This window comes from Streptomyces sp. NPDC006602, from assembly GCF_042870385.1.
Taxonomy (GTDB): domain Bacteria; phylum Actinomycetota; class Actinomycetes; order Streptomycetales; family Streptomycetaceae; genus Streptomyces.
Map to the genome: position 1 here is coordinate 1 of NZ_JBIAHG010000055.1, position 26,272 is coordinate 26,272.

A 26,272-nucleotide genomic window follows, 5' to 3' on the forward strand; every position below is an offset into this window, starting at 1 on the left:
CACGGCCACCCCACCACCTGGCACCACCCCCACCCCACCACCAAACCCCACCACCTCCCCACCTACCCCTTCCAACACCACCGCTACTGGCTGGAAGGGCCGGCCACGCAGAGTGACGCGGGGACTCTGGGCCTCGACGCCGCCGATCACCCGTTCCTCAGCGCGGTGACCACGGTGGCGGAGGGTGACGGGCTGCTGCTGACGGGGCGGATCTCTCCGCGCACTCATGCGTGGCTCGCAGACCACGGTCTCGACACCACCGTTCTCCTCCCGGGTACCGCGCTGCTCGAAATCGCCCTGGAGGCGGGGCAGTCGGCGGGCGGGCTCGCGGTCGAGGAGCTGACGCTGGAGGCGCCGCTGGTGTTCGCGGCCGACGGCGGAGTGCGGGTACAGGTGGGGGTCGACGGGCCGGACGAGTCCGGGCGGCGCCGGGTCACGGTGCATTCCCGGCATGACGGCACCGACGGCTCGGACGGCTTCGACGGCCGGGACGGCGGCGGGTGGACGCAGCACGCGACGGGCCTCCTCGCGCCCGCCACCCGATACGCGGATCCCGGCATCGACGCGGCCTGGCCGCCGTCCGACGCGTCGCCGCTCGACACCGATGACCTGTACGAGGACCTGGCCGGGCTCGGCTACACGTACGGTCCCGCCTTCCGCAATCTCACCGCGGCCTGGCGCTCCACCGACGGCGCGACGGTGTACGCGGAGGTGGAGCTGCCGCCCGAACTGCACACGGACGCCGCCCGGTTCGGGGTGCATCCGGCGCTGCTGGACTCCGCGCTGCACACGATGGCGCTCGGCTCGTTCCTCGGTGAGGGCGTGCACCTGCCGTTCAGCTGGTCCGGGGTGGCGCTGCACGCCGTCGGGGCCACCGCGCTGCGGGTGACGCTGGCGCGGGGCGCGGGCGAGGACACGGTGACCCTGTCGGTGGCGGACCCGGAGGGCGCCCCGGTGCTGACGGCGCAGTCGCTGACGCTGCGCCCGGTGGCGCAGGACCGGCTTCCGGCGCGTTCCTCTGTGTCCGCGCCGGGCGACGCGTTGTTCGCGCTCGACTGGACGCCGCTGCGCCGGCCGGCCGAGGAAACGGGCCCGTTGCCGCCGTACACGCTCCTGGATCCCGCAGCCGCCGACGTGCTGGACGCGGCGGTGCTCGGCGCGCCCGTCGCGGCGGACGCCGCCGAGGTGGATCTGCTGGTGTGGCGTGCGCCGAAGTCCGGCGGGGCGCTGCCGGGGGCCGTCGAGGCGGGCGTGCGGGCGCTGTTGACCCGGCTCCAGGAGTGGCTGGCGGCCGACGACCGGCCGCAGGCGCGGCTCGTGGTGCTGACGGGCCGGGCGGTCGGTGCGCGGCCGGGTGACACCGTGGACCTTGCGGCGGCCCCGGCGTGGGGGCTGCTGCGGTCCGCCGCGACGGAGAACCCGGGCCGGGTCGTCGTCGTGGACTGGGACGAGAGCGCCGCGTCGCTGCGTGCGCTGCCCGCCGCGCTCGCCACCGGTGAGCCCCAACTGGCGCTGCGGGGCGGCGACCTTTCCGTACCCCGGCTGGTGCGGGCGGAGACCGCGGGCGGGATCGAGGTGCCCGGCGACGGTTCGGCGTGGCGCCTGGAGACACCCGGCGGATCGCCCGACGACCTGCACGCCGCCCCGCACCCGGCCGCCGGGGCGCCGCTCGCGGCGGGGCAGGTGCGGATCGCGGTACGGGCGGCGGGCCTCAACTTCCGTGACGTGCTGACCGCTTTGGGCATGGTCCCGGTGGGGGCGCCGCTGGGCACCGAGGCGGCCGGGACCGTCCTGGAGACCGGGCCCGGGGTCGCGGGCCTCGCGGTCGGGGACCGGGTGTTCGGCCTGGTGCCCGGTGCGGTGGGGCCGGTGGCGGTCGCCGACCGTCGGCTGCTCGCGAGGATGCCGGGCGGCTGGTCGTTCGCGCAGGCCGCGGGCGTGCCCGCGGTATTCACCACCGCGTACTACGGTCTGGTGCGGCTGTCCGGGCTGCGCGCCGGGGAGCGGGTGCTGATCCACGCGGCGGCCGGCGGCGTCGGGCTCGCCGCGCTGCAGGTGGCCCGGCATCTGGGCGCGGAGGTGTTCACGACGGCGAGCCCCGGGAAGTGGGGCGTACTGCGGTCGCTGGGCGTGCCCGAAGAGCGGATCGCGAACTCCCGCGATACCGGTTTCGAGGCGGAGTTCGCCGCCGCGACCGGCGGGGACGGTGTGGATGTCGTCCTGAACTCGCTCACCGGGGAGTTCATCGAGGCCTCGCTGCGGCTGCTGACGCGCGGCGGGCGGTTCGTCGAGATGGGCATCGCGGATCTGCGCGACGCCGACGCGATCGGCGCAGCGCACCCGGGAGTGACATACCAGCCGTTCGAACTCCTCGACATGGACCCGGGCGTGGTCGGTGAGGTGCTGGCCGAGGTGCTGGGCCTGTTCGAGCAGGGCGTGCTGGAGCCGCTGCCGGTCACCACCTGGGACGTGCGGCGCGCACCGGCGGCGTTCCGCTGGTTCGCGCAGGCCCGGCACGTCGGGAAGATCGTGCTGACGCTGCCCGCCGCCCGCCCGGCGGAGGGCACCGTGCTCATCACCGGCGGCACGGGCACCCTGGGCTCCGCGCTCGCCCGGCATCTGGTGGCCGAGCGCGGGGTGCGGCGGCTGCTCCTGACGGGCCGACGCGGCCCCGAAGCGCCGGGCGCCGCCGAGCTGGTCGCCGAACTGGGCGCGCTCGGCGCCGAGGTGCGGGTGGCGGCGTGCGACGTCGCCGACCGTGACGCGCTCGCCCGACTCCTTGCCTCGGTGCCCGCCGAGCATCCACTGACCTCGGTGATCCATGCGGCGGGTGTCCTCGACGACGGTGTTCTCGGCTCGTTGACGGAGGCGAAGGTGGCGTCGGTGCTGCGGCCCAAGGCCGACGCCGCCTGGCATCTGCACGAGCTGACCCGGGGCCACGACCTGTCGTCGTTCGTGCTGTTCTCCTCGATGTCCGGGCTCCTCGGCGGCGCCGGGCAGGCCAACTACGCGGCGGCCAACGTGTTCCTGGACGCCCTCGCCGGACACCGCCGCTCCCTCGGCCTGCCCGCGACCTCGCTGGCCTGGGGCATGTGGGGCGACGCGAGCGGCATGACCGGGCATCTCGACTCCACGGACCTGGCGCGGATCGCCCGCGGCGGTCTCGCGCCGATGACGTTCGAGGAGGGCATGGCCCTGTTCGACGCGGCGCTGGACGCCGACGCCGCGCTGCTCGCCCCGGCCCCGTTGGACCGGTCCGCGCTGCGCGCCCGCGCCGCGGCGGGCGACCTGCCGGCGGTCCTGCGATCGCTGGTGAAGTCGCCGTCGGTGCGCCGGGCCGCGCAGGGCGCGCGCGGTGGCGGCGACGCCGCCTCGCTCGGCGCGCGGCTCGCCGCGCTGCGCGGTCCTGAGCGGGACCAGGGCGTGCTGGCGCTCGTCCGGGAGCAGGTGGCGGCCGTGCTCGGGCATGGCACGGCCGACGACGTCGCCGCCGAGCGGGCCTTCAAGGAGATCGGGTTCGACTCGCTGACCTCGGTGGAGCTGCGCAACCGGCTCGGCTCGGCGACCGGTCTGCGGCTGCCGACGACGCTCGCCTTCGACTTCCCGACGCCCGCGGCGCTGGCCGGGCAGCTGCTCGCCCTGTTGGTGCCGCGCGAGGACCCGGTGGCGGAGCTGGACCGGCTGCTCGCCGCGGTCACGGCCGACAGCGTGGAGCTGCCCACAGTCCGCGAGCGGCTGCGGGCGGCGCTGCGGCAGTGGGAGGCCGCCGCCGGTGACCCACCGCGGGAGGACCTCGCCTCGGCCACGGACGAGGAGCTGTTCCGAGCGCTCGACGAGGAGTTGGACGCGTAGTGCGAGCCCCTTCGGCATGTGTGGTGCAGGCCCCCTTGGCACGTATGGGAGAGGAACAATGAGTGACGACAGCGGCCACAGCGGCAACGAGGACAGGCTGCGCGACTACCTGAAGCGGGCCACCGCCGATCTGCGTCAGGCCAGGCGCCGCATCCAGGAACTGGAGGACCAGCGGCACGAGCCGGTCGCGATCGTGGCGATGGGCTGCCGCTTCCCCGGCGGCGTCGACTCGCCGGAGGCGCTGTGGCGGCTGGTCGCGGACGGCGGCGACGCGGTCGGCCCCCTGCCCGACGACCGCGGCTGGGACCTGGAGAACCTGTACGACCCGGACCCCGACCGGCCCGGCACCGCGTACACGCGGGAGGGCGGATACCTGCGTGACGCGGCCGGGTTCGACGCCGCGTTCTTCGGGATGGGGCCGCGGGAGGCGGTGGCCGCCGACCCGCAGCACCGCCAGCTCCTCGAGGTGGCCTGGGAGACGTTCGAACGGGCCGGTGTCGCGCCGGGCTCGCTGCACGGCAGCCGTACCGGGGTCTTCGCGGGCCTGGTGTCGCAGGCGTACGTCCCGCCGCCGGACCGTGTCCCCGACGGGTTCGAGGGCCATCTGATGACCGGCAACGCCACCAGCGTCGCCTCCGGCCGGATCGCCTACCACCTGGGCCTCGAAGGGCCCGCCGTCACGCTCGACACGGCCTGCTCGTCGTCGCTCGTGGCGATGCACCTGGCGGCGCAGTCGCTGCGTCGCGGCGAGTGCGATCTGGCGCTCGCGGGCGGGGTGACGGTGATGGCGACACCGGTGCTCCTGGTGGAGTTCAGCCGGCAGCGCGGCCTGTCGGCGGACGGCCGCTGCAAGGCGTTCGCGGCGGACGCCGACGGCACGGGCTTCTCCGAAGGGGTGGGCCTGGTGCTGCTGGAGCGGCTGTCGGACGCGCTGCGGGCCGGCCGTACGGTCCTTGCGGTGCTGCGGGGTTCGGCCGTCAACCAGGACGGGGCGAGCAACGGTCTGACCGCGCCGAACGGGCCCGCCCAGGAGCGGGTGATCCGGGCCGCGCTCGACGACGCGCGGCTGCGCCCCGCCGACGTGGACGCGGTCGAGGCGCACGGCACCGGCACCCGGCTCGGCGACCCCATCGAGGCGCACGCGCTGCTGTCCGCGTACGGGGCGGGGCGCGAGGCCGAACGGCCGCTGCGGCTCGGGTCTGTGAAGTCCAACATCGGTCACACACAGGCCGCCGCGGGTGTGGCGGGCGTCATCAAGATGGTGCAGGCGCTGCGCCACGGGGTGCTGCCGCGCACACTGCACGTGCGGGAGCCGACCCCTCAGGTGGACTGGGCGCGGGGCGGTGTGGAGCTGCTCACCGAGGACGTGCCGTGGCCGGCCGCGGCGGACCGGCCACGCCGGGCCGGGGTGTCGTCGTTCGGCATCAGCGGCACGAACGCCCACGTGATCATCGAGGAGGCGCCCGTCGTTCAGGAGGCGCCCGGCGCCGACGTCGCCCCGTTGTGGCCGCTGTCGGGCCGCACCGAGCAGGCGCTGCGTGAGCAGGCCGCCCGGCTCCTGGACCGGCTGAGCGAGCGGCCCGACGCCGACGCGGTGGCCGTGGGCCGCACCCTGGCAGTGGGCCGGACCGCGTTCGCGCTCCGGGCGGTGGTGCTGCCGGGGAGCCGGGCCGAACAGATCGGCGCGCTGGGGGCGTTGGCGGCGGGCCGGATCACGCGGCACGCGGTGCGAGGCGTCGCCGCCGGGCGGGTGCCGACGGCGTTCCTGTTCACCGGTCAGGGCAGCCAGCGGCCGGGCATGGGCGTCGGGGCGGCCGCCGCGCATCCCGTGTTCGCCGCTGCGCTCGGCGAGGTGTGCGAGGCGTTCGCGCCGCACCTGGAGGTGTCGCTGCACGACCTGCTGCGAGCGGGTCCTGGCAGCGAGCGGGCGGCCCTCCTGGAGCGCACGGAGTACGCGCAGCCCGCCCTGTTCGCCGTGGAGAGCGCCCTGTACCGGTTCCTCACCGGCCTGGTCGGCGCACCGGACCAGGTGGCGGGGCATTCGCTGGGCGGGGTGTCGGCGGCGTACGCGGCCGGGGTGTTCTCGCTGGCGGACGCGGCACGCCTGGTGGCGGCGCGGGGCCGGCTGATGCAGAAGCAGCCGTCGGGCGGCGCGATGGTGGCGGTCGAGGCGGCGGAGGCGGAGGTCCTCGACGCGCTGGCCGACGTCGGGGCCGACCTCACGGGCCGGGTGGCGCTCGCCGCGGTCAACGGCCCGCGCGCCGCGGTGCTCTCCGGGGACGCGGAGGCGGTCGAGAAGGTCGCGGCCCTGTTCGCGGACCGGGGGCGGCGCACGAAGACTTTGCGGGTGAGCCACGCGTTCCACTCGCCGCACATGGACGGCGCGCTCAAACCGTTCCGCGCGGTGGTCGCCGGTCTCGACATCCACCCGCCCGCGCTCGGCGTCGTCTCCGATCTGACGGGCGCCCCGGTGTCGTACGAGGAACTGCAGCAGCCGGAGTACTGGGTGCGCCAGTTGCGGTCCCCGGTGCGGTTCGCCGACGTCGTGTCGTCCCTGGACGCGGCCGGGGTGAGCGCGTACGTGGAGGTGGGCCCCGACGCGATGCTGGCATCGATGGTGCCGGAGGTGCTGGCGGACGCGGCGCCGCTGGTGGTGCCGTCGCTGGTACGGGACCGGCCGGAGGCGGAGACGCTGGCCGCGCTCGTCGGGCGGCTGCACGCGGCGGGCGCCGAGGTGCGCTGGGACGCCTGGTACGGCGCGGAGCCAGGCCCGGTCCTGGACCTGCCGACGTATCCGTTCGAGCACGATCGCCACTGGTGGCCTGCGGTGGACGTGCCCGCCGGTGCGGCGGCGCGGACGGAGCCGCGTGTGCTCGAACCGGCGGACCCGCAGGCGTCGTTGCTCGATCTGGTGCGGGAGCACGCGGCGGACGTCCTCGGACACGCCTCGCCCGAGTCGATCGCCGCGGAGGACAACTTCCTCGACATCGGCTTCTCGTCGTTCACGGCCCTGGAGGTCCGCAACCGGCTGTGCGAGGTGACCGGTCTACTGCTGCCGCCGGTCCTGCTCTACGACTACCCGACCCCGGCAGCCGTGGCCGGCTTCCTGGAGGAGCAGCTGGCGGCGGCTTGAGCATGCGAAACGGGGGCGGGGCCCGGCGGGCCCCGCCCCCGTTCCTTACCTCGGTCACCAGGTGACGGGCAGGCGCACGATGCCCTGCACGGAACCGCCGGGCTTGATGCCGAGCGCCTCGACCGGCTCGGCGGCCCGCAGCGTCGGAATGCGGGTGAACAGCTCGTACAGCGCGATCTCCAGCTCGGCGCGGGCCAGGTTCTGGCCGATGCACTGGTGGATGCCGTAGCCGAACGCCAGGTGGTGGCGGGTGCCGCGCAGCACGTCGAACGTGTCGGGGTCGGCGAAGACCTCACCGGCCCGGTTCGCGGCCGCGTTCGGCAGATACACCGCGTCGCCCTCCCGTACGGTGACCCCACCGATCTCGATGTCGGCCGCCGCCACCCTCTGCAGTTCGTCGGCGACCGACAGGAAGCGCAGCAGCTCCTCGACGGCGCCCGGCGCGGTGGCCGTGTCCGCCCGCAACCGGTCGGCCTGCTCCGGGTGTTCGAGGAGGGTGAGCACACTGAGCGCGATCATGTTGGCGGTCGTCTCGTGCCCCGCGACGAGCAGGAACATGGCGATGGAGGCGAGTTCGGCGCGGTCCAGCTCGCCCCTGGCGAGCCGCTCGGTGATCAGCTCGTCGAGCAGCCCCTCGGCGGGCGCGCCGTCCGCGAGCCGGGCCTCCTTGGCGACGACCAGCTCGTCGAAGTAGCCGACGAGCGCGGCGCTCGCGTCGGCCGCCTGCTGCGCCGTGCCGGTGGCCAGCAGCATGCGCCGGGTGTGCTCCTCGAAGAACTCGTGGTCGTCGTAGGGCACGCCGAGCAGTTCGCAGATGACGGTGGACGGCACGGGCAGCGCGAAGGCGGGCACCAGGTCCGTCCCGGGCCCCGCGGCCAGCAGGGCGTCGATGCGCTCGCCGACGATGCGCCGAATCGCCGGGCGCAGCCCGTTGACCCGTTTGACGGTGAAGTTGCCTATGAGCATACGGCGTTGGACGTCGTGCTCGGGCGGGTCCATGCCGACGAGGGCGGTCAGCTTCGCGGCGGCCATCCGGGGCACGAGCACGGGGAAGTCGGGCCGACTGCGGTCCGAGGACAGCCGCGGGTCGACGAGCAGTTGCCGGGTCTCCGCGTATCCGGTGACGACCCACGCCTGCCGCCCGTCGTACAACTCCACGCGCGCCAGCGGCCCTTCCTCCCGCAGCTTCGCGTAGCCGGCGGGCGGGTGGTACGGGCACCCCCTGGACATGGGGAACTTCGGCAGGGCTGCGGTGGTGGATGCGGCCGTGTTCATCGGGCCCCCTCGGCGACGGCGCGTGTGGTGGCGGCATCATCCGAAGCCCGGTTAAAGCCGTTCTAAACGCTTCGGCCCGGCCCGCGCGTACGTCCCCCGCAGAGGGCAGGTCCTTCCACGGCCGCCCGGGAGACGACTGCCTCATCGACGACCGCGAACCAAACCGGCCCATGGCCAACGACGCGTCGGCTCCCGTCGCGCGAAAGACCCTCGCTTCACCGCCGCGGCCCTGATGCACCCGACCGTGTACCGCATCAGTCCGCCATCACCCCCGTCAGTACCGCAGGACTCGGCTCGAACTCACCGAGCCGGAGGCTGAAGGCTGCGCCCGGCCCTTGGAATGTCACCAAGAGCCGGCAATCGCCCTCCAGCAGCGGCACCAGACACGGACCCGGCACCCGCCGCAGAACCTGCACCTCGCGCCGGAATCGGGCCCGGAACTGGTCATCCGCGGCCTGCCCGGCGTGCACGGCCTTCACCGCTACCCGCTCGCCCCGCTCCCCGACCGCGGCGTACACGGTGCCCATCCCACCCGCGCCCAGCACCCCGACCACCCGAAAGCGCCCGATCCGAGCCGGGCCCGAAGCACGACGAGCAGCAATCCGCGACACGGACAAGACCCCCGCCGAGAGCAATTGTGGACGAGATGTGAACCCTAGCGGGGATCGCCGACGCCACACGCCAGTCGGCATCAGATGAGATCCACACGTGCCACGCCCGACCAGCCGGACCCCGAGCCCTCCGATGAGGGCGAACGTGGTCACGAGGTACTCCTTGCGAGGGACTGACTGGCTTCGGTCAGCGGAGGGTGAGCTTGAGGGTGGCGGCGCGGGCCCGGTCGGCGACCATCGGCGGGACGTAGGCGCTGGCGGCGGCGTACTTGGTGCGGTAGGCGCCGTCGATGCGGTCGTTGAGCGCGCCGTCGTGGATCGGTGTCAAGGTGAGGTCCTGGTCGATGCCGCCGCAGCGGATGTGTCCGGTGCCGCTGGCCTTCGCGGTGCGGAACCAGGCACCGTTGGGGCTGTTGTAGGAACGCGCGTAGAGGTCGTCTCCTTCGCGTACCACCCAGACGGTGGTGGGCGTGCGCAGCCGGTCGTCGGCCCGCTGGGGCTGGATGTGCAGTTCGCCGGTCTGCTCGATCGCGTTGAGCTGGTCGCTGGTCCAGTGCGTCATCGCGGTGTCTCCTTCTGCGCGCGGTTGTCCTTGGGGCCTACCGGTAGTTCATCAACCGCGGCGGCCGGTGGATCGGGCCGGTGATCCGGGTCAGGGGCCGGCCTGTGCCCTGGTTGGTCTGGGCGATGATCTCCGCGGTGATGGAGACGGCCGTCTCCTCGGGTGTATGGGCTCCGAGGTCGAGGCCAATCGGGGAACGCAGCCGGGCCAAGTGGTCTTCCGTGGCGCCCTCCTCGCGCAGGAGGCGCAGGCGCTCGTCGTGGGTGCGGCGGGAGCCCATCGCCCCCACATAGCCGACGGGCAGGTTGAGTGCCAGGCGCAGCAGGGGGATGTCGAACTTGGCGTCGTGGGTGAGGACGCATATGGCGGTGCGCTCGTCCACCTCGGTGTGTTCCAGGTAGCGGTGGGGCCATTCGACCACCACCTCGTCGGCGTGGGGGAAGCGTGCGGGTGTGGCGAAGACCGGGCGGGCGTCGCAGACGGTGACGTGGTAGCCGAGGAAGCGGCCGGCCTGGCTGAGGGCTGCGGCGAAGTCGACGGCGCCGAAGACCAGTAGGCGCGGCCGGGACGCATGGACGTGGACGAGGACGGACAGCCGTTCGGGGCAACCGTCCCCTGTCCCGGCGATGTCGACGCGGGCGGTGCGGCCGGCCCGCAGCAGGGCCCTGGCCTGGTCGGCCACCGCCCGGTCTGCCGGGCCGCCGTCCACGCGCCCGTAGGTGGCATGGTCACCGCCGAGCACGCTCAGCGTGGAGCCGAGGAGGCGCTCCGGGCCGTCCACGACCTGTGCCACGGCGGCCGGACGCCCTTGAGTGATCTCGGAGAGGGCCGTGGACAGGTGCGGCTGGGCTGCGGGATCGATGCGCTGGACGAGGACGTCGAGTTCGCCGCCGCAGGTCAGGCCGACGGCGAAGGCGTCGTCGTCGGAGTAGCCGAACCAGGTCCGCTGCGGTGCGCCCCGGTCGTGCAGCACCTGTTGGCACAGTTCGTACACCGCGCCCTCGACGCAGCCGCCGGAGATGCTGCCGACCGCGGTGCCGTCCTCGTCCACCGCGACCGACGTACCGGCCGGCAGGGGTGCGCTGCCGCGCACGTCGACGACGGTGGCCAGGGCGAAGGGGCGTGCCTCGCGGCACCATCGGTGCAGTGTGTCCGCGATGTTCAGCATTGCAATTCTCCACGGCAGGACCAGGATCGGAAGGTGAGCGGGCCGCCGCCACGACGCCGGGGAAAACGTCACGCGGCGGCGGCCCTCGGAAGTCCGGCAGCCGGACGGGGCAGGCTGCCGGACGAGCGGTGTGCACCGCGCCGGGCCGAAGCGCACGGGTCAGAGCAACGCCTCGGCGGTGATGGGCAGTTCACGGATCCGGCGGCCCGTGGCGTTGAAGACCGCGTTGCCGATCGCGGCCGCCACCCCCACCTGGACGACCTCGCCGAGCCCCTTGACGCCGAGCGCGTTGCCATCGTTGTCCTCGCCGACCAGGTAGATCGCCCTGACGTCGGGGACGTCGGCGTTGACGGGGACGAGGTAGTCGGCCAGGCTGGCGTTGACGATCCGGCCGTCGCGGTGGTCGGTGGCCGTGTGTTCCAGCAGGGCCGTGCCGATGCCGCCCACGATGCCGCCGATCGCCTGGCTGTCGGCGAGCTTGGGGCTGATGATGCGGCCCGCGTCGTATACGCCAAGCATGCGCCGGACCCGTACCAGGCCCAGGGTCGCGTCGACGGCGACCTCGGCGAAGGTGGCGTTGTAGGCGTGATAGGAGTGCCGCTCGGGACTGGGCGGCCCGGTGTAGGAGCCACCCGCTTCGAGGTGGGTGCGGTTGTTGCGGGCCAGGAGCGTCCGGTACGTCTCGCCGCGGGTCGGGTTGCCCTGCACGTGCAGTCGGCCGCCGCGTACGACCACGTCGTCCGCCTTCACCCCGTACAGCGGTGACTCGCGGTCCTCGACGGCCAGCTTGATCGCCTGCTGCCGCACCTGGGTGCAGGCGTCGTGGACGGCGGTGCCGACGCTGGCCATGGTCGCCGAGCCGCCGTGCGGCGAGGTCGGCGGGTAGAGGGAGTCGCCGAGCCGGAAGGTGACCGTGCGCATGGTCAGCCCGAGGGCGTCGGCAGCTACCTGGGTCTGGGAGGTGTAGGTGCCCGGCCCCATGTCACTGGTGGCCGCCTCGACCACAGCGGTGCCGTCGGCATCGAGGCGGGCCCGGGCCTGTGCGGGGTAACGCCCGGGGTCGTAGACACCGGCGGCCATACCCAGGCCGATCAGCCAGTCGCCCTCGCGCGTCGAACGGGGTCGGGGGTTGCGGCGCTGCCAGCCGAACTCGCGGGCGCCGACGGTGTAGCACTCGCGCAGCCGACGGGTGGAGAACGGCAGGTTGCTCGACTCGTCCTCGCTCGGTTCGTTGCGCAGGCGCAGCTCGATCGGGTCGACGCCCAGCCTGTGAGCGAGTTCGTCCATGGCCGACTCGATCACGAACGACGCCGAGGCGAAGCCTGGGCCGCGCATCCAGATCGGGGTGTTCACGTCCAAGGGGACCGTCCGGTACGCCTGGCTGACGTTCGGCATGCTGTAGAGCATCTGCCCCGCGCCCATGACGGCCTCGGTGAACGTCTCGTACGACGAGGTCTCGGCGTCGATCTCGTGCACCGCGGCGGACAGCCGGCCGCGCCGGTCGCTGCCGAGACGCAGCCGGTACTCGTACGACGGCCGGAAGCCGGTGCCGAAGTACATCTGCTTGCGGCTCAGCACCAGCTTGACCGGACGGCCCGTCTCCCGCGCGGCCAGCGCGGCGACGACCGTGTGCGGCCAGCAGCGCAGCCCGCTGCCGAAGCCGCCGCCGACGAACGGGTTGATGACGCGCACCGAGTCGGCGGGCAGGTCGAACACGGCGGCGAGCTCGTCGTGCGTGCCCATCACCCACTGCGTCTTGTCCCACACGGTCAGCTTGTCGCCGTCCCAGCGGGCGATGGTGGCGTGCGGCTCCATCGGATTGTGGTGATTGCGCGCCAGCTCGTAGGTCGGATCCAGTCGTACGGGGGCGTCGCGCAGGCCCGCTTCCGCATCGCCGCGCGCGTAGTTCGTCGGCTCGCCGGGCTCGGCCTCGGTGAGGTCGGTCGAGGGCCGCTCGGCGCCGTAGCCGACCTTCACCAGACTCGCGCCGTGCTGCGCGGCCTCCAGGGTGGTGGCGATGACGACGGCGACCGGCTGGCCGTGGAAGAGCACCCGGTCGTCCTGGAAGACCCGCAGCCGGCGGCCGGGCGGGTTGTTCGACCCGGCGTTGTCGCGGTACGGCAGCTTCGGGGCGTTGCGGTGGCTGATCACCCGCAGCACGCCCGGGTGGGCTTCGGCGTCGCTCGTGTCGACGGACGTGATGCGGCCCCGGCCGATGCTCGCGTCCACGATCACCGCGTGCACCGCCCCGTCGACATCGAACTCGGCGGCGTAGAGCGCCTTGCCGGTCACCTTCAGCCGGCCGTCCACCCGGGACAGCGGCGCACCCACGGCCGCCTGCGGCTGGGGACTCACTTGGTACCTCCTACGATGCGCAGCTGGCGTTCGACGGTCCGCTTCAGCAACTCGACCTTGAACCGGTTGTGTTGAAGGGGACGGGCGCCTTCTGCCGCCTTGGCGGCAGCGGCCGTCCACAACGCGTCCGAGGGGCGCTCGCCGACGAGGTGCCGCTCGACGGCCGGCAGCTTCCACGGCACCGTGCCCACCCCTCCGGCGGCCACTCGCGCCTCGCGGATCACCCCGCCGCGCACATGCAGCGCTACGGCCGCCGAGGTCAGGGCGAACTCGTAGGACTGCCGGTCCCGCACCTTCAGGTAACCCGACTTCAGCGGACGCGGCACCGCGGGGATCTCCACCGCGGTAATCAACTCGCCCTTTTTGAGGGCCTGTTCACGGTTCGGGGTGCTGCCCGGTCGCAGCAGGAAGTCGGCGAAGGGGACCTGGCGCTCCCCGTCCGGGCCCAGCAGGCGCACCTGCGCCTCAAGCGCCGCGAACGCCACGGCGACGTCGGAGGGGTGGGTGGCCACGCAGGCGTCGGAGGTGCCCAGGATGGCGTGCGTACGGTTGACGCCCTCCAGCGCCGCACAGCCAGAACCGGGCTCGCGCCTGTTGCAGTCGGCGGTCACATCACGGAAGTACGTGCACCGGGTGCGCTGCATGATGTTGCCGCCGATGGTGGCCATGTTCCGCAACTGGGCCGACGCGCTCAGCTCCAACGCCTCGGAGATGACCGGGAACAGGGTGCGCACCTTGCGGTGGGCGGCGGCCTCGGACATGGTCACCAGCGCACCGATACGCAGCCCGCCGCGCTCGGTGACGGTGACCTCGTCCAGCGGCAGACCGCTGATGTCGACCAACGCCTCGGGGCGCTCGATGGTCTCCCGCATCAGGTCGACCAGCGTGGTGCCCCCGGCGATGTAACGACCGCCGCGACGACCGGCGTTGAGGGCTTCCCGCATGTCGGACACGCGCGTGTAGGTGAAGGGATGCATGACGGCCGCTCCTTACTTCCGGGCGGCGGTCTGCTCGACCGCGCGCACGATTTTCACGTAACAGCCGCAGCGGCAGATGTTGCCGCTCATCCACTCCCGGATCTCCTCCGGCGAGCCGGTGTGGCCCTCCTGGATGCAGCCGACACCGGAGACGATCTGGCCAGGAGTGCAGTAGCCGCACTGGAAGGCGTCCTCGTCGATGAACGCCTGCTGCAACGGGTGGAGTCGGTCGCCCTCGGCCAGGCCCTCGATCGTGGTGACCTCGGCACCCTCCAGGCGAACGGCCAGCGTCAGACAGGAGTTGACCCGCCGGCCGTCGACCAGCACGGTGCAGGCGCCGCAGGCCCCGGCGTTGCAGCCCTTCTTGGAGCCGGCGAGGCCGAGGTGCTCGCGCAGCAGGTCCAGCAGCGACGTGCGGTTGTCGACCGTCACGGTCCGGCGAGTGCCGTTGACCGTCAGGGACACGTGGCTGGAGGGCGGCGCCTCGGCGGCGGCCACCTCCTCCGGAGCCGCGAGGAGTGATCCTCCGATCACCCCGCCCGCGACGACCGCACCACCGACCGCCGTACTGGTGGCGATGAAGGTGCGCCGAGTGGGCGCCGGGGAGGACCCACCGGCTCCGGTGGGGGGTGGAACGGCAGACTCAGGGAGTTCAGTGGACATACGTACGCCTTCGTATCGCGGACGGATCGGCCGTACTCGACAGCGGAACGGGAGACTGAATCGTCGTCACCGCAGGGAACTGTGGCCACCGCGCGCCTTGGCAGCGGCGACTGGTCGCATGGGGAGTCTTGCACCACCGGCAACGCTCGTGACAGGGAGACTTTCCTCCCCCTTTACTCTCCGTCAGGAGCAACTGACCGACATCACCCGGCACTTTCGCGCGGGGAGAGGCAGGACAGAGCCGCGCCGCCTCCCTGCCTGGCCGGCGGACCCACAACGGCCCTCCTCCGGGGCGCCCTGACGTCTTGAGTGAGCCCGAATTGCGTGATCGGTTGGCCGGGGCTACTGGTTGCGGGTGCGGGGGCCGTTGTACTGCTGGTCGGTGACCGGCTCGGCCCAGGTGGTCTCGGGGGTGCCGTCGCCGGTGCCCTCCCACAGGGCGATGTGCTCCATGAACCGGTCGGTGGCGCCGTGCCAGTGCTCCTCGTTCGGCGGGCAGGCGACGGTCTCACCGGGGTGGGCCTCGAAGACGGTGCCGTCCCGGGTGCCGATCAGGGCGACGCCGGAAACGACGTGCAGGGTCTGGCCCAGGGCGTGGGAGTGCCAGTTGGTGCGGGCTCCCGGGGAGAAGCGGACCAGGTTGGCACGCATGCGGGACGGCTCCTGGCCGGCCACGATGACGTCCCACCACACGTCGCCGGTGAACCAGCCCGCAGGGGCCTTGCTGCTGGGCTCCTGCTTGATGAATTCCATGGTGTCCTCCATGTCTCTTTCGTGCGTGGGCTTTCTCTAGCGGGCGACGTAGCCGCCGTCGACGGGGAGGGCTACGCCGACGACGAAGCTCGCGCCGGGGCTGCACAGCCACAGGACCGCCTGGGCGATTTCCTCGGCGGTGCCGAGGCGATTGATCGGCTGGTTGGCCTCGGCCTCGGCGCGGTCGAGTTCCCCCTTGGCGATCATGTCGCTGACCATGGGAGTGTCGATGGTGCCGGGGCAGATCGCGTTGATGCGGATGCCGCGGGGGGCGTATTCGAGGGCGGCGCTGGTGGTCAGGCCGATCACGCCGTGTTTGGAGGCGTGGTAGGAGGCGCGGCCGGGGAGGCCGACCAGTCCGCCGAGGGAGGAGCAGTTGACGATGGCTCCGCCGCCCTGGGCCCGCATGTGCCGCAGTTCGTGCTTCATGCAGGCCCACACGCCGCGCAGGTTGATGGCGTTGACGCGGTCGAACCGCTCGGCGGGCTCGTCGGCGGCGTCGCTGGGCGGGATCTGGATCCCTGCGTTGTTGTAGGCCATGTCGAGGCGGCCGAACGTCTCTACGGTGCGGTCGACCGCGGCGGCGACCTGGTCCTCTTCGCTGACGTCGCAGGTGAGGGCGAGGATCTGGTGGCCGGCGTCGGTGAGTTCCTTCGCGGCTGCGTTCAGGGCTGCCTCGTCTATGTCGGTGAGGGCGACGGCGGCTCCGGAGGCGGCGAACGCGCGGGCGGTCGCCAGGCCCATTCCGGCGCCGGCCCCGGTGACGAGAGCGACCTGGCCGGTGAAGTCGTAGCTGGGGTTCATGTCGGGCTGTCCCTTCGAGCGTTTGAGCTGTGGGAGCGCGCGTGTGGTGCCGAGCTGCTTGGCTTCCGCCTTGCTGCGGTGGCGCTGCGCCTTGCCGTGGGCCGCCGTCAGACGGTTTGGCCGCTGTCGACGACCAGGGCGTGGCCGGTGGCGAAGGAGGCGGCGTCCGAGCAGAGCCAGAGCACGGCGGTGGCGATCTCGTCCGGTGTGCCGAGGCGTCCGATGGGCTCGTCCGCGATCAGGGCGTCGCGTCCTCCGGGTGTGCTTTCGGCGAAGCGTTGGATCATCTCGGTGTCGATGATGCCGGGGCAGATGGCGTTGATGCGGAGGTTGGATGCCGCGTAGTCGAGGGCGGTTGAGCGGGTCAGGCCGATGACGCCGTGTTTGGCCGCAGCGTAGGCCGCTCGTCCCTTGAAGCCCTTGACGCCGGCGCCGGACGAGGCGTTGACGATCGCGCCGCCTCCCTGTTGGAGCAGCAGGGGGATCTGGTGCTTCATGCACAGGAACATCCCGGTCAGGCTGACGCCGATGACGCGGTCCCACTCGTCCTTCTCGATGTCCGCGGCCGGCTTGACCGGCTGCTCGACGCCGGCGTTGTTGAAGGCGGCGTCCAGCCGTCCGAACGCCTGAATGGTGGCGTCCAGCGCGGACCGTACGTCGTCTTCGTTGGTGACGTCACAGGTCAGGGCCAGTGCCTGGCCGCCCGCTTCCTCGATGAGCCGAGCGGTCTCCCGCAGGCCGTCCACGGGCAGGTCGGCGAGGGCGACGCGGGCGCCTGCGCGGGCGAAGGCGGTGGCACGGCCGATGCCGGAGCCGGCTCCCGTCACGAAGGCCACCTTGTCGGTGAAGGCTGCGCTGCTCACGGTCATGGGCGGAGTCCTCTCGCTTGCGGGTACGTCGTCGGGTTCGCATTCGGCAGGACGCGGATCGGGGCTTGAGTCAGTGCTGCGACGGCACCTGCGCGGGTTCGTCGCGCCGCGCGTGAGTGGGAGCGCTGCTCTGGGCCACGATCCGCCCCTTGTAGGAAGTGCCGGAGACGGCGAGGGCGATCAGCGGGAGGAGGGTGAGGGCGGCGATGACGGTGCCGACCAGGGGCGGGCCCGTCAGACCGAGGGAGGAGTCCAGGGCCGTACCGGCGATCGCCGATCCGGCGGCGACGCCGACGTTGAAGGCGGAGGTGGTCAGCGCCGAGGTGAGGGTGGGGGCGTCGCCCGCGAAGCGCATGGCGAGGGCGGTGACGACCGGGTTGACCGTGAAGCCGGTCAGGCCCATGAGGAAGACGAGGAGGGTGGCCGTCACCGGGTTGCCGGACAGCGGGATCATCAGGAGCAGGACCAGGGCGGTGGCCGCGGCGGCCGTGAGGGTGGTGGCCATCGGGCGGCGGTCGCCCAGCCGGCCCCCCGTGGTGGTGCCGCCCAGAGCGCCGACACCGAAGGCGATGAGGACGAGCGGTACGGCCCCTTCGGGGATGCCGGCGCGGTCGGTCAGCAACGGCGTGACATAGGTGTACGTCGCCAGGACACCGCCCATGATCAGCATCGCGGCGCCGAGCGCCAGCCACAGACGGCCCTGCCGCAGAGCCCGGACCTCGGACCGGAGGGACACCTCCGCGCGCTGCTCCCGGGCCGGGATGAAGCGGCCGATGAAGACGGCGGCGAGGCCGGAGAGGGCGGCCAGGGCCCAGAAGGGGCCGCGCCAGCCGGTGAACTGGCCGGCGAAGGAGCCGATCGGCACGCCGACGACGTTGGCCAGGGTCAGGCCGCCGATCATGACGCCCGTGGCGCGGGTGGCGTTGTGCGGCCCGGCGGCGTTGGTGGCGACGACGAAGCCGACCGACCAGAACGCTCCGGTGGCCAGGGCCGTGACGACGCGGGCGATGAGGACGACCGTGAAGGACGTACTGAAGGCGGCGACGAGGTGGCCCAGGCAGAACACGGACAGGGCCAGGATCAGCGTCAGACGCTGGGGAAGGCGCAGGGTCGCCATGGCCATGGTCGGCGCGCCGACGATCATGCCGATGGCGAAGGCGGTGATCAGCAGGCCGGCGTGGGAGACGCTGACCCCGAGGTCACCGGCCAGCTCCGGCAGCAGGCCGGCGACGACGAACTCGGTGGTCCCCATCAGGAACGTGCCGGCGGCGAGCACCCAGACGACGAAGGGAAGCTTGCCGGGGGTGGTCCCGGACGCGGAAGGCATACGTGTGCTCTCTCCTTGAGTGGAATTCGGCGGATCATGGTGGCGGCTTGGGCCATCGCAGCAGTCTGCGGACGGCGCGGCCACGTCTTTCACGGTCCACGGAGCGCACCGGCCGAAAAGGGGAGGATCTCCCCCTCATGCAGGACGAACGGTGGGCGGGTCAGGGCGCGGCTTCAATGGTGATCTCGTCGGCGGTGGCGAGCTGCTCGGCGCCGCCGTCGGCCATGTGCCCGAGGATGACCAGGCCGGTCGCGTACGGGGCGTCGCGGTAGTAGGTGGCGAGATGGTTCCACGGCGCGTAGTAGGCGAGATCACCGACCTGAGGGTCGGCGCCTTCCGGGGCGCCGGTGGTGGACAGCTTCCGGGGCAGATCGGCGGTCTTCTCGGCCTGGTTGAAGTCGCGCACAGACAGGGTGAGCGGGAGCTGGGCGGCGAAGTCGCGGGCGGTGGGGCTGTCGTTCAGGGTGGCGTCGAAGCGGTGGCCGTTGATGGTGAGCCGGATGTTCATGGCGGTAGTCCTAGCGAACGGTGAGGTGGTGGCCGGGGCTGTCGAAGCCTGCGGCGACGGGGGCTTCGATGAGGAGGATGGGGAGTCGTTGGTGCAGGCGGTCACGGCCAGCAGTAAGGCGGCGGCCGGGACCACGCGGGCGAGGGTGCGCAGGGGTGCCGGGTTCACGAGTTCGTCCAGGGGATTAGTCAGGCAGGGGCTCGGCGTAGTGGCGGAAGCCGTCCCGCAGCTGGTGGATGTCGAGCAGGCGCTGGGCCAGGACGTCGGGGCTGCTGTGCTCGGCGTCGGGCCGGATGGCTGCCGGGATGATCAACTGGGCCGCGTGGATGTTCTCCGGGGCGAGCGCATCGTGCAGCATGCGGGCGTAGGCGCTCTCGGCGGCGAAGGCGATCGAGGTGCCGGCGACCTTCGGGTTGGGACGTACGGCGCTGGAGCCGTTGACGAACAGCACGGTGCCGCGGCCGAGTTCGCGCATGCCGGGCAGGACGGCGTTCACCGCGGTGACCGGGCCCTTGACGGAGAAGGACAGGGGCGCGTCCAGGTCGTCGGCGCTCGTGTCGAGGACCGGCTTCATGAAGTCGGCGCGGGGCACGGGGCTGTACTGGAGAATCTCGACGGTACCCAGGTCGGCCGCGGCTGCGGACAGGGCCGAGGTCAGGGACTCGATGTCGAGGACATCGGCCGTGTAGCCGCGAGCCTGGATGGTGTCACGGGCGAGTTCGGCCGTCAGGCCGTCCAGCTTCTCCGCGTTGCGGGCGATGAGGGCGACGGTGTGGCCGGCGGCGCCGAAGCGGCGGGCGGTGGCAAGTCCGAGACCGGGTCCGGCACCGATGAGGGCGAAGGTCGTCATGGTCAGTCCTTGTGCGAGCGGGGGTGGTTGCCGGTCCTGGGGCCGCACCGCGTCGGTGCGGCCCCTGTGGACGCGTCTGCGCTCAGGGCTTGAGGAGGGCCTTGATGGCGCGGCGCTCGTCCATCGCCTTGTAGCCCTCGGCGACCTGGTCCAGGGGCAGGGTGAGGTCGAAGACCTTGCCCGGGTTGATCCGGCCGGACAGGACCCGGTCGATCAGGTCGGGCAGGTAGCGGCGCACGGGGGCGGGGCCGCCGCGCAGACCCACGTGGGAGAAGAAAAGTTCCTGGCCGTCGATGGCCACGTCGTGCGGGACACCGACGAAGCCGACGTTGCCGCCGGGCCGGGTGGAGTGCAGGGCCTGGCGCATGGACTCGGCGGTGCCGACGCACTCCAGCACGGACTCGGCGCCGATACCGCCGGTGAGGTCCTTGACGCGGGCGATGCCTTCGTCGCCGCGTTCGCTGACGATGTCGGTCGCGCCGAACTCCAGGGCGAGCTTCTGCCGGGACTCGTGCCGTGACATGGCGATGATCCGCTCCGCACCGAGTTCCTTCGCGGCGATGACGCCGCACAGGCCGACCCCTCCGTCGCCGACCACGACGGCCGTCGAGCCGGGCTTCACCTCGGCGGCGAGAGCGGCGTACCAGCCGGTGCCCATCACGTCGGAGACGGCGAGCAGGCTGGGCACCATCTCGCTGTCGGGGTACTCGTCGGTGGCGACGAGGGTGCCGTGAGCGTTGGGGATGCGGACGTAGTCGGCCTGGCAGGTGCTCATGAACTCTCGGTGCAGGCAATTGGACTGCCAGCCGTTGCGGCAGTTGACGCAGGTGTTGTCGGAGGTGGCGAAGGAGCCGACCACGAACTGGCCCGGCCTGACGTCGGCGACCTCGCTGCCCACCTCCTCGACGATGCCGACGTACTCGTGCCCCATCGGGTGCGGGTCACCGATGGGTTCCGCGCCGCGGTAGGGCCACAGGTCCGAGCCGCACACGCAGGTGGCGACCGTGCGGATCACCGCGTCGGTCGGCCGGAGGATCTTCGGGTCGTCCAGGGTCTCGAAGCGCACGTCGCCGGGGGCGTAGATGACTGCTCCGCGCATGGGGTCTTCCTTCGGTGCGAGGGTCGGTGTACGGCAGCCGGAGGTCACGATCGGCTGCTCGATATCGAGCCTCACAGGCGAGGGCGGGCGCGAAAAGCGGAGAAATCCATCCTGGGAGGAGAACATCCTGGGAGGAAATTCTCCCCCCTTTCCCGAGTGGAATCGGTGTCATGCTGGGCAGCATGACCGCCAACGTCCCCCTCAATGAGCTGGGAGAATTCCTCAAGAAGCGCCGCTCCGAGCTGAGCCCGCGCACGGTCGGCCTGCCCGAGACCGACAGGCCCCGCCGGGTAGAGGGGCTGCGTCGCGAGGAAGTCGCCCAGCTCGCCAGCATCAGCACCGACTACTACACCCGCCTCGAACAGGGCCGCATGCAGGCATCGGCACCCGTGCTGGACGTCCTCGCCCGCGTACTCCACCTGGACGACGACGAGCGCGGCTACCTCTTCCAGCTCGCCGGCAAAACCAGCACCCGCACGAGGCGCCGCAGCAGGCAGAAGGTCCAGCCCCAACTGCAACGGGTCCTGGACGACCTCACCGCCACCCCCGCCATCGTGCAAGGGCGACGCGGGGACATCCTCGCCTGGAACGCATTGGCCGCCGCCCTGGTCACCGACTTCTCCCACCTCCCGGAAAAGCACCGCAACTATCCCCGGATCATCTTCACCGATCCGGCCATGCGCACCCTGTACGCCGACTGGAAGACCTCCGCGCACATCGCCGTGGCCCAACTGCGCATGGAGGCCGCGAAGTATCCCGAGGACCCCCGCCTGATCGAGCTGGTCGGCGAACTGTCCATGCGCGACAAGCAGTTCGCCCGATGGTGGGGCGAACACCACGTCGCCGCCCGCACCGTGGGCACGAAGACCCTCAACCATCCCGTCGTCGGCGAACTCGTCCTGGACTGGGACACCCTCACCGCCAACACCGACCCCGACCAGAACCTCACCGTCTGGACCGCCGCCCCCGGCTCCCCCACCCACGAACGACTGCGCATCCTCGCCTCCTGGGCCGCCGACCAACACCTGCCGGCCTCCTCCCCGCTCAGCTGACCGCGACCGGCCGCCGCTGTAGGAGCGCCTGGTGAATCGTGCCTGTGGCCTGGGACAGAGGCCGGCCTGTGCCCTGGTTGGTGTGGGCGATGATCTCCGCGGCGACGGACACCGCCGTCTCCCCGGGTGTGCGTGCACCGAGGTCAAGGCCGATCGGCGAGCGCCTCATCAGCGGCACCGTCCAACGGCAGGCGGAGGCCGTCCCCGACACCGGGAGGTGCAGCTGGCCCGACGCGAGACAGCAGGGGGAGGGAGCCCTCTGCGATGCCTTCAGGCCATGTCCTGCTGGCTGGCCTCGACCGACCGGTCTGCGGCTGGTCCTGGCCTGGGCCGGTGCGTCGGAACAGTGGCACGCGGCAGCGCGAGGTGCCCCGGCGCCACCAGCACGGTTCGTTCTCGGCGATGGTGCGACTGCGAAGACCTCGGGCGCGCGGGCCCTCGACGAAGCCGAGGTCGGCCTCACGACTCCGCGCCATCGCGACCTGGGCCGAGTTGCCGAGGCGCAGGGCGACGCTGACCTGCGGGAGCCTGGCGCGTAGGGCAATCATCAGCCACCCCGGCACCCGGTGGTCCGCGATTGGTCATGGACGCCGGGACCCGCGGCCGGGTCTGCTGATCCGCGTGGAGCGCGGCGACGCCACTGACCAGTGCTCTGGCAGCGTCAAGAACCGGCAGCGCTCATTCCACGACGGCGGTTCCGGCCGGGGGCGGCCGCGACCCCGTGGAACTCCGTTCGAGCAGCAAGCCTGACCGCACCCCGGCAGGCAACCATGATGGGAAGGGAACACTCCTGTGCGAGGAGCAGTCATGCACAAGGGCGGTCCACTCGTGAGCCGGATCCTGGTGACCGGTTCGGCGGATGGCCTCGGACGTGCGGCGGCGGATTCCCTGTTGTCCGCAGGGCACGACGTCGTCGTGCACGCCCGGAGCCATGAGCGCGCAGCGAGCCTCGACGCGCTGGTCGACCGGGGAGCACACCTCGTGGTGGGCGACTTCACCGACCGCGACGCCGTACGGCGTATCGCCGCCGAACTGAACGACGCCAAGCCGCTGGATGCGGTCATCCACAACGCGGGCGTGTGGAGCGGACGCCCCGTCATGCCGGTCAACATCATCGCCCCGTACCTGCTCACGGCCCTGCTGCGCGGGCCGCGCCGACTGGTGTATCTCAGCAGCAGCTCGCACTTCGGCGGGCACTCCACGCTGAACGGGGTCAGCTGGCGGGGCGAGAGCGCGGGCTCGTACTCCGACAGCAAGCTGTTCGTCACGACCCTCGCAGCTGCCGTAACCCGCCTGCGCCCCGACGTGCTGAGCAACGCCGTGGACCCGGGCTGGGTGCCGACCAAGATGGGCGGACCAGGCGCACCAGACGATCTGGAACTCGGCCATCGCACGCAGGAGTGGCTCGCGACGAGCGACGATCCCGAGGCCCTGGCCACCGGCGGGTACTGGTACCACCGCCAGCGGCAGCAGCCGCACCGCGCCGTCCACGACGAGACGTTCCAGGACCACCTCCTACAGACGCTGGCCGAGGAGACGGGCACCGCACTCTGACTCTGGGTGGACACCGCGAGCAGCGCTGAGGGGCTCCACGTCGACGCCGTGGAGCCCCTCAGCACAGTCGCCGACGCACCGACGGACGTCGTCCGGGCTCTGCAGGCGCTGCGCGATGAACAGGTGGAGCGGACCCATGCGCTGGTGGAGACCGTAGTGGCTCTGCACCGGTGACCGCACCACCGTCCGGGTGGATGCGCACCGGTGCGGCCGGCGGCGCGGGAGTGGTGCGCATCGGGTGGGGTCGGTGCGGTGGAGGGGGCCGGTTGAGGGCGGCGCGCTTCTCCTTGAGCTTGTTCTGAGCGATCTAGGGAGCGTATCCAGTTGTGATCAATCTGTGGGATCCGCTCCCGCAGTGGGACGGTTTCCGGTAGATCGTCTTGCGTGACGCAGGTGCAACTGACGGACGCGGAATGGGAGTTCATCGCGCCCTACCTGCCGATCGGCAGGTTCGGCCCGTACCCCGAGCGTCTGCGGCAGCAGTTCGAGGGCGTGCCCTGGCGGTTCAAGACGGGCAGGCAGTGGCGGGAGATGCCGGCCGAGTTCGGTGACTGGCCGACCGTCCACAACCGATCCCGGAAATGGAGGGCGCGCTCGCCGGTGTTGCGCGCCGGGCGGGGCCGCCGCGCTTAGCCGCCGACGGTGTGGCGGCCGGGGGTCAGGATTCGCTTCGCCCACGTCGCGGCCATCCCCGCTGTGGCGGCCGTTCTCGTCTCGACCCCGGCCGCGGCCACCGGAGGAGACCGTACGGAGCCCGTCATCACGCAGGTGAAGACCGCGGCCGCGTTCGACTTCGGCTCCGGCGACTCACCCGAGAACATCACCGTCAACCCGAACGGCTCCCTGACCGTATCCATGCTGGGCGTCCCCGTGAACAAGCCGCCGAAGCTCGTGCGCATCACCTCGTCCGGGCAGCGCACCACCCTCGTCGGCGGGCACCAGGGCGATCAGATCACCGGCAACACCCGTGGCAGCGACGGCACCGTCTACTACAACGTGGACTCCGACGACACCTCCCGGGCCGGCGTATGGAAACTGCCCCCGCACGGCCGCCCCCAGCGTCTGGCCGCCCTGCCCGCTGACGGCCTACCCAACGGCCTGGCCATCGATCCGGCCGGCCGCACCCTCTACGCCGCCGACGGCGTGAACGGCATGGTGTGGGCCGTGCCTGTCTCCGGCGGGGCGGCGAGGGTCTGGCTGACCGGCCCGGAGCTCGCACCCGACCCCGAGGCATCCCTGAAGCTGGGCGTGAACGGCGTCCGCTTCCACAAGGGCGCCGTATGGGTGAGTAACTTCAACCAGGGCACTTTGCTGAGGATCCCGGTCACCGTCCACGGGACCCCCGGCCGCATCCACACCGCCGCCGACAACCTCCCCGACGTCGACGACTTCTCCTTCCTCAACAACCACTCCGACACCGTCTTCGCCGCGCAGAACGATCCGACCGACAGGGTCAGCGTCGTGCACCCGAACGGGACCCACGAGAGCGTCCTGACCGTCGACGACGGACTCGCCTCACCCACCACCACCACCGCCGTACGCGGTAACCAGCTGTACATCGCCAACGCCGGATTCAACGCACCCCACGACCAGAAACTGCAGCGCGGAACCATCAACCTCAACGCCCTCACCGCGCACCCCCGGCACTGAGCGGCCCGGGAAGCCCCAGGATCCGCCAAGCAGGTCTGCGCCGAGCTGGGGATGTCCACCGAGTCGGCCCGCTCGGAGGCACTGCGTGCGAAGCTGAACCGGCTGGCCGAGCGGGGCTGGCTGCGCAAGCCGGCCGACGGGAAGTTCACCATCACCCTGTGAGCGTGCTCCGCCACCCACAACATGCCGTTGGAGCCGTAAGGCCTGTGCCCCCGGCGGCAGTTGATGTCATATGCGAAACAAGACCAGCCCCGCCGGGGGCACTGAGACGGTTGTCTACCAGTCCAGCCTCACCCTGTCCACGGCCACCCTGACCTTCCTCGGCGACCTGCTGCGCGGCCATCTGAAGAAGATCCGCTCACGGTGGCGCAAGCTGTCGCCCGGAAAAATCGCCGCGATCGTGCTCGCCGTTCTCTGTCATGACCAGCGGCTTTCCGACATGGCGGGCGGCAACCGCATCTCCGCGACCACGGTGCGGCACTGGGTGATGGAGGTGATCGAACTGCTCGCCGCGCGGGCTCCGCGGCTGGAGAGGGCGCTGAGACAAGTCACCCGAAAGGGCGGCCACGTCGTCCTGGTCGACGGCACCCTGATCCGCACCCGGCGCCGCACCGGAGCGGACAACCGCCGCAACTACAGCGGGAATCACAAGGCCCACGGCCTGCTCTTCCTCGCGCTCACCGACGACAGGGGGCGGCTGCTGTGGCTGTCCGCGGCCCGCCCGGGACGCTCCTCGGAGATCACGACGGCCCGCTACAACAAGCTCGTCGAGCGCCTGCGCGCCCACGAGCTGGGCGCGATCGGCGACCTCGGCTTCACCGGCCTGGACGACGATGTGGACAACCCCGTGGTCATCACCGGCTACAAAGCCGCCCGCACCAAGCCCCTCACCCGGCGAAGAAGCAGGTCAACAAGCTGATCGCGTCCGTCCGCGCGGTCTGCGAGCAAGCGTTCGCACACCTCAAGAACTGGCGCATCATCACCAAGCTGCGGTTCTCGGCCCGTTACGCGACCACCCTGCTGCGGGCCCTGCTCGTGCTGACCAACATCGAAGTCACCCGCTGACTGTCAGACGATCTTGAGCTACGGCAACCGCCGTCGACCAGCACAAGGGCAAGATCGCCGACTCACACCAGCCCCGACCCCTGCGGAATCGAAGATGGTGGATCTTCAATGACAACTCGGCCCCGGGCCCTTACCAGGCATTGGA

20 protein-coding genes and 3 pseudogenes are annotated in these 26,272 nt (G+C 71.8%); 8 read left to right on the forward strand and 15 right to left on the reverse strand.

Annotated features, from left to right (window positions below):
• Positions 1 to 3,852, forward strand: a 3,852-nt coding sequence (locus tag ACFYO2_RS46645) for an SDR family NAD(P)-dependent oxidoreductase (RefSeq protein ID WP_388362816.1), incomplete at its 5' end; no start/stop codon positions are given.
• Positions 3,853 to 3,910: 58 nt separating this feature from the next.
• Positions 3,911 to 6,985 carry a type I polyketide synthase gene (locus tag ACFYO2_RS46650; RefSeq protein WP_388362819.1) on the forward strand — a complete coding sequence of 1,025 codons (3,075 nt, stop codon included), beginning with the start codon at positions 3,911 to 3,913 and terminating at the stop codon, positions 6,983 to 6,985.
• A gap of 54 nt (positions 6,986 to 7,039) precedes the next feature.
• On the opposite strand, the gene ACFYO2_RS46655 is transcribed toward ACFYO2_RS46650, so the two are convergent.
• The 14 genes from ACFYO2_RS46655 to ACFYO2_RS46720 all read right to left on the reverse strand — a co-directional run bounded on the left by ACFYO2_RS46655 (position 7,040) and on the right by ACFYO2_RS46720 (position 20,806).
• Positions 7,040 to 8,260 carry a cytochrome P450 gene (locus ACFYO2_RS46655; protein ID WP_388362821.1) on the reverse strand — a complete coding sequence of 407 codons (1,221 nt, stop codon included), beginning with the start codon at positions 8,258 to 8,260 and terminating at the stop codon, positions 7,040 to 7,042.
• Positions 8,261 to 8,514: 254 nt separating this feature from the next.
• A complete protein-coding gene (locus tag ACFYO2_RS46660; protein ID WP_388362823.1) occupies positions 8,515 to 8,778 on the reverse strand; it encodes a hypothetical protein in 264 nt (87 codons plus the stop codon).
• A 280-nt stretch (positions 8,779 to 9,058) separates the two neighbouring features.
• Positions 9,059 to 9,433, reverse strand: a complete 375-nt coding sequence (locus tag ACFYO2_RS46665; protein WP_388362826.1) for a DUF2255 family protein — start codon at positions 9,431 to 9,433, stop codon at positions 9,059 to 9,061.
• 37 nt (positions 9,434 to 9,470) lie between these two features.
• The gene (locus ACFYO2_RS46670) at positions 9,471 to 10,601 is read right to left on the reverse strand and encodes an XdhC family protein (RefSeq protein ID WP_388362829.1); all 1,131 of its coding nucleotides are present in this window, start codon (positions 10,599 to 10,601) and stop codon (positions 9,471 to 9,473) included.
• 159 nt (positions 10,602 to 10,760) lie between these two features.
• Positions 10,761 to 12,956: a xanthine dehydrogenase family protein molybdopterin-binding subunit gene (locus ACFYO2_RS46675; protein WP_388362831.1), complete on the reverse strand. Its 2,196-nt coding sequence runs from the start codon at positions 12,954 to 12,956 to the stop codon at positions 10,761 to 10,763.
• Complete coding sequence (locus ACFYO2_RS46680; protein WP_388362834.1) at positions 12,953 to 13,933, reverse strand: FAD binding domain-containing protein; 981 nt, start codon at positions 13,931 to 13,933, stop codon at positions 12,953 to 12,955. The genes ACFYO2_RS46675 and ACFYO2_RS46680 overlap by 4 nt, the downstream gene beginning before the upstream one ends.
• Positions 13,934 to 13,945: 12 nt before the next feature.
• Positions 13,946 to 14,596, reverse strand: a complete 651-nt coding sequence (locus ACFYO2_RS46685; RefSeq protein ID WP_388362836.1) for a (2Fe-2S)-binding protein — start codon at positions 14,594 to 14,596, stop codon at positions 13,946 to 13,948.
• Positions 14,597 to 14,938: 342 nt separating this feature from the next.
• On the reverse strand, positions 14,939 to 15,349 hold the full coding sequence (locus ACFYO2_RS46690; RefSeq protein WP_388362838.1) for a cupin domain-containing protein: 411 nt from the start codon (positions 15,347 to 15,349) through the stop codon (positions 14,939 to 14,941).
• A gap of 36 nt (positions 15,350 to 15,385) precedes the next feature.
• Positions 15,386 to 16,153, reverse strand: a complete 768-nt coding sequence (locus tag ACFYO2_RS46695) for a glucose 1-dehydrogenase (protein ID WP_388362840.1) — start codon at positions 16,151 to 16,153, stop codon at positions 15,386 to 15,388.
• 107 nt (positions 16,154 to 16,260) lie between these two features.
• Entirely contained in the window at positions 16,261 to 17,022 is a 762-nt protein-coding gene (locus tag ACFYO2_RS46700) for a glucose 1-dehydrogenase (RefSeq protein WP_388362842.1), read from the reverse strand.
• 70 nt (positions 17,023 to 17,092) lie between these two features.
• On the reverse strand, positions 17,093 to 18,349 hold the full coding sequence (locus ACFYO2_RS46705) for an MFS transporter (protein ID WP_388362845.1): 1,257 nt from the start codon (positions 18,347 to 18,349) through the stop codon (positions 17,093 to 17,095).
• A 160-nt stretch (positions 18,350 to 18,509) separates the two neighbouring features.
• Positions 18,510 to 18,857: a cyclophilin-like fold protein gene (locus tag ACFYO2_RS46710; protein WP_307179361.1), complete on the reverse strand. Its 348-nt coding sequence runs from the start codon at positions 18,855 to 18,857 to the stop codon at positions 18,510 to 18,512.
• Positions 18,858 to 19,041: 184 nt separating this feature from the next.
• Positions 19,042 to 19,707 (reverse strand): SDR family NAD(P)-dependent oxidoreductase, encoded by a 666-nt coding sequence (locus tag ACFYO2_RS46715; RefSeq protein WP_388362848.1) that lies wholly within the window; start codon positions 19,705 to 19,707, stop codon positions 19,042 to 19,044.
• Between the two features lie 82 nt (positions 19,708 to 19,789).
• Positions 19,790 to 20,806, reverse strand: a complete 1,017-nt coding sequence (locus tag ACFYO2_RS46720; protein ID WP_388362851.1) for a zinc-dependent alcohol dehydrogenase family protein — start codon at positions 20,804 to 20,806, stop codon at positions 19,790 to 19,792.
• A 170-nt stretch (positions 20,807 to 20,976) separates the two neighbouring features.
• Here ACFYO2_RS46720 and ACFYO2_RS46725 point away from each other — a divergent pair, with 170 nt between their 5' ends.
• A complete protein-coding gene (locus ACFYO2_RS46725) occupies positions 20,977 to 21,858 on the forward strand; it encodes a helix-turn-helix domain-containing protein (RefSeq protein WP_388362854.1) in 882 nt (293 codons plus the stop codon).
• Here the strand turns inward: ACFYO2_RS46725 and ACFYO2_RS46730 are convergent.
• Positions 21,851 to 22,018, reverse strand: a pseudogene (locus tag ACFYO2_RS46730) (xanthine dehydrogenase); the annotation flags it as partial. The gene ACFYO2_RS46725 and the pseudogene ACFYO2_RS46730 sit on opposite strands and share 8 nt — an antisense overlap.
• 668 nt (positions 22,019 to 22,686) lie before the next feature.
• Between ACFYO2_RS46730 and ACFYO2_RS46735 the strand changes: the two are divergent.
• The 5 genes and pseudogenes from ACFYO2_RS46735 to ACFYO2_RS46755 all read left to right on the forward strand — a co-directional run bounded on the left by ACFYO2_RS46735 (position 22,687) and on the right by ACFYO2_RS46755 (position 26,127).
• The gene (locus ACFYO2_RS46735; protein WP_388362884.1) at positions 22,687 to 23,412 is read left to right on the forward strand and encodes an SDR family NAD(P)-dependent oxidoreductase; all 726 of its coding nucleotides are present in this window, start codon (positions 22,687 to 22,689) and stop codon (positions 23,410 to 23,412) included.
• Between the two features lie 6 nt (positions 23,413 to 23,418).
• A complete protein-coding gene (locus tag ACFYO2_RS46740) occupies positions 23,419 to 23,586 on the forward strand; it encodes a hypothetical protein (RefSeq protein WP_388362857.1) in 168 nt (55 codons plus the stop codon).
• A gap of 210 nt (positions 23,587 to 23,796) precedes the next feature.
• A pseudogene (locus ACFYO2_RS46745) lies at positions 23,797 to 24,000 on the forward strand (transposase); the annotation flags it as partial.
• 108 nt (positions 24,001 to 24,108) lie between these two features.
• On the forward strand, positions 24,109 to 25,062 hold the full coding sequence (locus tag ACFYO2_RS46750) for an SMP-30/gluconolactonase/LRE family protein (RefSeq protein ID WP_388362859.1): 954 nt from the start codon (positions 24,109 to 24,111) through the stop codon (positions 25,060 to 25,062).
• Between the two features lie 487 nt (positions 25,063 to 25,549).
• Positions 25,550 to 26,127: pseudogene (locus ACFYO2_RS46755) on the forward strand (transposase family protein).
• Positions 26,128 to 26,272 lie beyond the last annotated feature (145 nt).

Coding starts and splice junctions, on each gene's coding strand:
- ACFYO2_RS46705 (WP_388362845.1), bottom strand. CDS start 18,349: ATGCCTTCCGCGTCCGGGACCACCCCCGGCAAGCTTCCCTTCGTCGTC.
- ACFYO2_RS46665 (WP_388362826.1), bottom strand. CDS start 9,433: ATGACGCACTGGACCAGCGACCAGCTCAACGCGATCGAGCAGACCGGC.
- ACFYO2_RS46680 (WP_388362834.1), bottom strand. CDS start 13,933: ATGCATCCCTTCACCTACACGCGCGTGTCCGACATGCGGGAAGCCCTC.
- ACFYO2_RS46695 (WP_388362840.1), bottom strand. CDS start 16,153: ATGAACCCCAGCTACGACTTCACCGGCCAGGTCGCTCTCGTCACCGGG.
- ACFYO2_RS46685 (WP_388362836.1), bottom strand. CDS start 14,596: ATGTCCACTGAACTCCCTGAGTCTGCCGTTCCACCCCCCACCGGAGCC.
- ACFYO2_RS46715 (WP_388362848.1), bottom strand. CDS start 19,707: ATGACGACCTTCGCCCTCATCGGTGCCGGACCCGGTCTCGGACTTGCC.
- ACFYO2_RS46655 (WP_388362821.1), bottom strand. CDS start 8,260: ATGAACACGGCCGCATCCACCACCGCAGCCCTGCCGAAGTTCCCCATG.
- ACFYO2_RS46710 (WP_307179361.1), bottom strand. CDS start 18,857: ATGAACATCCGGCTCACCATCAACGGCCACCGCTTCGACGCCACCCTG.
- ACFYO2_RS46720 (WP_388362851.1), bottom strand. CDS start 20,806: ATGCGCGGAGCAGTCATCTACGCCCCCGGCGACGTGCGCTTCGAGACC.
- ACFYO2_RS46690 (WP_388362838.1), bottom strand. CDS start 15,349: ATGGAATTCATCAAGCAGGAGCCCAGCAGCAAGGCCCCTGCGGGCTGG.
- ACFYO2_RS46725 (WP_388362854.1), top strand. CDS start 20,977: ATGCTGGGCAGCATGACCGCCAACGTCCCCCTCAATGAGCTGGGAGAA.
- ACFYO2_RS46650 (WP_388362819.1), top strand. CDS start 3,911: ATGAGTGACGACAGCGGCCACAGCGGCAACGAGGACAGGCTGCGCGAC.
- ACFYO2_RS46700 (WP_388362842.1), bottom strand. CDS start 17,022: ATGACCGTGAGCAGCGCAGCCTTCACCGACAAGGTGGCCTTCGTGACG.
- ACFYO2_RS46670 (WP_388362829.1), bottom strand. CDS start 10,601: ATGCTGAACATCGCGGACACACTGCACCGATGGTGCCGCGAGGCACGC.